Source organism: Thiomonas sp., from assembly GCF_054608695.1.
Genome location: NZ_JBTRXV010000179.1, coordinates 1 through 3,728, shown reverse-complemented (window position 1 = coordinate 3,728; position 3,728 = coordinate 1). Strand labels below are relative to the sequence as shown.

The window sequence follows — 3,728 nt, the reverse complement described above, 5'->3', positions numbered from 1 at the left end:
TGGTTTGAACTGTCGGCGCGACTGTTTCAAAAGCCCTTCGAAATACTTCCGACCGCACATCGATGCAGAATGCGGCCTGTACAGACGGCCGGACAGGGGCGGAAGTCTTTGCCAATGCTTGCCGGGTGGGATGGGCAAGTTCTGCGATGATTTTTTTCTGATAGCTCAGTTCAAAGGCCGTTTGCAGGGCAAAGTCCATTTGCGTATGAGCTTGCGTGCTGGATACTGGGGCTTGCCGCATAGCTTTCACTGCATGCCGCCATGCGGTTCCCAGCTCCGGGGTCTGCCGCGCATTTAACAGGATCACTTCCCAGGCAAGCCGGATGGCGAGCAGATCGACGATGGAATCCTCATTCCCTCCAACTAATTCCTGTTCCCATCGAAGGTAACGTGTCCAGGATGCCCAGCCACCGATATTCATCAAGGCGGCAAGGAGGTAATCTTCCAGCATATCCGCAGGTATGGCGAGCCTTTGTACCGCCAAAGCAATCGTGTCTGCAGACAGATTAGGCAACGCGGCGACCGCGCTCCTGATACCATGCAAGCCCATCAATCTGGGGCTCAGATCGATTTCGGCATAATGGCGCCATGCATCGTAGAGGGATTCCTTCCGCCAGGGCTCCTGCCAGAAGGCCTGGCCTTGATCGAAATAAGCGGCAGCAAACTGGCTGATTCGTTCTACAACAAATCCGGTCCATTGGGTATTGTCCATATCTCCCAAGACATCCGAAACCAGCGGGATCGGGTTCGGCAGTGTGGAGGTATCGCTGGCGAGGGCCTTTTCCACCTCTGCAGCGTTCATATTGAGACCATGTTGCTTTAGTGCCTGCTCCAGATCGGCTCGAGCAATGCGGCCTGTCGAGATTTGCTCTCGATAGTAACGACGTGGCATGACCAGGGAAGACCTGGCTACCCTGCCAAGCGTCTCGTTGGCCTTTTCGAAATCCTGATCGCGCAGACCAAAATAAGGGCTGACTGCCACGAAGGCGTCGAGCGGCCAGAGTGGAGCGATTCGCTGGCATACCGATTCCACCGTGGCTTTAAGAGAAGCAGAGTCATAAACAGCACCGGCCCTGCTGGTTACATCGGTATCGTTAGTGTCGAAATCCATGGTTCTGGCAAACGGTTTCGAAGAGATGGTTGTCGTGCAGTTCATGATCAGACTCCTTTCGGTTGTGCATATGAAATATCTCGAGTCGGCCAAACCCTTTGCACCAGCCGTGAAAACGGGATATCGACATACAAACCGTTATAGAGATGCACGTAAGCCCTGCGTGCGATTGGGTATTTGGCCAAATTGGGCAAGTTCTGCTGAATCAATAGAATGGCAAAAAACACCAGCATCACCAGCCCGATGAGGGCAAATTGAGCGGGGCCGTTGATCATCCGCACGGCCGGCAAGCTCGTTGCCAGCATGAAATGAAATGCGGCATGCAGGCTGAAATAAGCGGTACAGACCAGAGCACTGAGGACGGCCGCACGTGCGATGAATGCAGCCCCCATGCCTGCCTTGAAAGACTGGAGTAGTAACTGGGTCATGGCTACCGCCAGGATTACGCCTAACGCCAGGAGTGCAGGTTGGCGCTCCGGAGCCACGCCAAATGCAGCACCGATGCCGATTGTCATTAGACCCGCGAAGGCAAGCACGACGATCCACTGCCAGAATGTTGGTGTGGATTGGGCGGGGTGCACGACTGGCGCGCGAAAGATATCAACGCTACTACCTGAAGACAAAAAGGCATGCGCTTTGTATAAAGAGTGCGTTACCAAGTGCAGCATTGCCAGGCTGTATAGCCCAAGACCGCATTCCAGCAGCATGAAGCCCATCTGGGCAGTGGTCGTCCAGGCCAAAAACACTTTGATACTGGTTTGGGTCAGCATGACCAGCCCGGCGGCAGCGATCGTGACCAGCCCGATGATGGCCAGGACGTCGGAGGCCGTGATGGCCTGTGACATGATCGGACTCATGCGAATGATCAGGAAAGCTCCTCCATTGACAATACCCGCATGCAATAGGGCCGACACAGGGGTAGGGGCTTCCATGACCTGGATCAACCAGCCTTGCAAGGGAAATTGGGCCGTTTTAAGTGCTGCGGCCAGTACAATGAGCCCGCTGGCCCATTGGAGTGCGACCGGAAGTGGCCCGGTCATTGCCGCCATGGCATGAAAAACCGCCTCAAACTCCATAGTGTGCAGGGTAGAGCCGATGAGCAATACGGCGATCAGCAGGCTAACCTCGCCCACCCGGCTGACAATGATTTTTTTACGCGCCGCGAGTACAGCACCCGCCCGCTCCGGATAGAACATCAGGAGGTGATGCAAGCAAAGGCTGGTGGTCATCCATGCCAATACGAACATCAGCATGTTGCCGGAAACGATCAACGTCAGGATGGATGCGAGCGTGAGATTGAGCCAGGTATAAAACCGCTTCTGATGTTTTTCGCCCTGGAGATAGTTGCGCGCGTAGCGGGAGACCACGAATCCGACGAAAGAAACCAGGGAGAGCATCACCACCGTTACTGCATTGATATAGATGCTCAGGGCCAACGCCCCTATGTCCCCGGGCAATGCAAAGGAGTATGGGGTTACCGTTAGGGTTTTCCCGCCGACCGCATACAGCAGTGCGGCAAGGACTGCGCAAAGAAAAGACAACCCAGCTGCACCGTTACTCAGGCGCGCCATCAGCCGGGTATGTTCGCCGGGCAGAACGCTCCCGAAAAGTCCCATCGCCCAAAGTAGCAACGGCACCGCAGAGATGAGCATAAGAATGATCAAATTCAGGTTTGATGGCATGACAATCTCCCAAAAGGCTCCTATAAACCGATACGTGATCCAGCAAGGAGAACCCTCCACTGTGGATCTTTTTTGTCTGCCCCCTCAGGGAGAAACGACATCCCGGGGGCAGTTATGAGTTGCACATAAAGAAAAAACGAACAGAGAGAGCAGTTGTATCGGGACATATGCATGGTGAAGCCTTCTCAATTGGATTCATTAACACACAGATGAGCAATGGCAGAGTGTATTGTGATGCCACCGTTACTTTAATAAAAGTAAAATATATTTATTGTTTTATTTTATAAATATTTATCATATGATGATGGTTTGTTGACCGCTGCTTGGTTCTTGATCTCCACAGCATCGCGACGGCTCGGGCGCTCGTCTAGGCGGGAGTGCTTGAAGCGGCGCTCGGTCAGACGCGAGCGGCGCCGGCCGAGTTTGTCTTGCTGCATGACGGCGAAGGTCTCCAGGAAAGGCTCCTGGGTGCTCTGCGCCTGCATCACACGCGTGCTCAAGGTGTCGGTGTCGGCGATGCCGGAGAGGCGCAGCTCGCGCAGGGCGCGTTCGATCTCATTGAGGGTCATGCTGGGGGCTCCTGTGGGTGGTGGTGGAATCAGTGCGGGCCTGCGCAGCGGCGCGGGCGAAGATCTCGGCGTAGTCGTCGGCGGAGCGGATCAGCGGGTGTTCCTGGGTCAAGGTCAGCTCGCCTTGACGCGGTGCGGCGGTGCGGCGGTGTCGATGGTGGCGAGCGCATCAGCGACGAGCTTCTCGGTCAGGGCCTTGGTGTGGCGGTAGCTGTGCAGTCCGTCGGCCAGGGTCTGGGCCCAGATTGACGACCCCGGCGTGCAGGAGTGCCGAGACCGGCGTGGGAGCTTCCATGACTTGAATCAGCCAGCCATGTGCAGGTATCTGCGCTGTTTTCAGCGCCACACCGAGCACGAGCAAGACTG

Annotated in this window: 3 protein-coding genes and 2 pseudogenes; all 5 read right to left on the bottom strand. The window is 55.6% G+C overall.

From position 1 onward, the window contains the following. Window positions 1–1,156, bottom strand: a 1,156-nt coding sequence (locus ACYCUK_RS23855; protein WP_461597070.1) for a putative inorganic carbon transporter subunit DabA, incomplete at its 3' end; no start/stop codon positions are given. 2 nt (window positions 1,157–1,158) lie between these two features. Continuing rightward, the gene (locus tag ACYCUK_RS23850) at window positions 1,159–2,793 is read right to left on the bottom strand and encodes an NADH-quinone oxidoreductase subunit L (protein ID WP_461597069.1); all 1,635 of its coding nucleotides are present in this window, start codon (window positions 2,791–2,793) and stop codon (window positions 1,159–1,161) included. A 344-nt stretch (window positions 2,794–3,137) separates the two neighbouring features. After that, window positions 3,138–3,362 (bottom strand): annotated as a pseudogene (locus ACYCUK_RS23845) (ATP-binding protein); the annotation flags it as partial. Next, window positions 3,349–3,474 carry a hypothetical protein gene (locus ACYCUK_RS23840; RefSeq protein ID WP_461597068.1) on the bottom strand — a complete coding sequence of 42 codons (126 nt, stop codon included), beginning with the start codon at window positions 3,472–3,474 and terminating at the stop codon, window positions 3,349–3,351. The gene ACYCUK_RS23840 and the pseudogene ACYCUK_RS23845, both read right to left, overlap by 14 nt. A gap of 126 nt (window positions 3,475–3,600) precedes the next feature. After that, window positions 3,601–3,728: pseudogene (locus ACYCUK_RS23835) on the bottom strand (proton-conducting transporter transmembrane domain-containing protein); the annotation flags it as partial.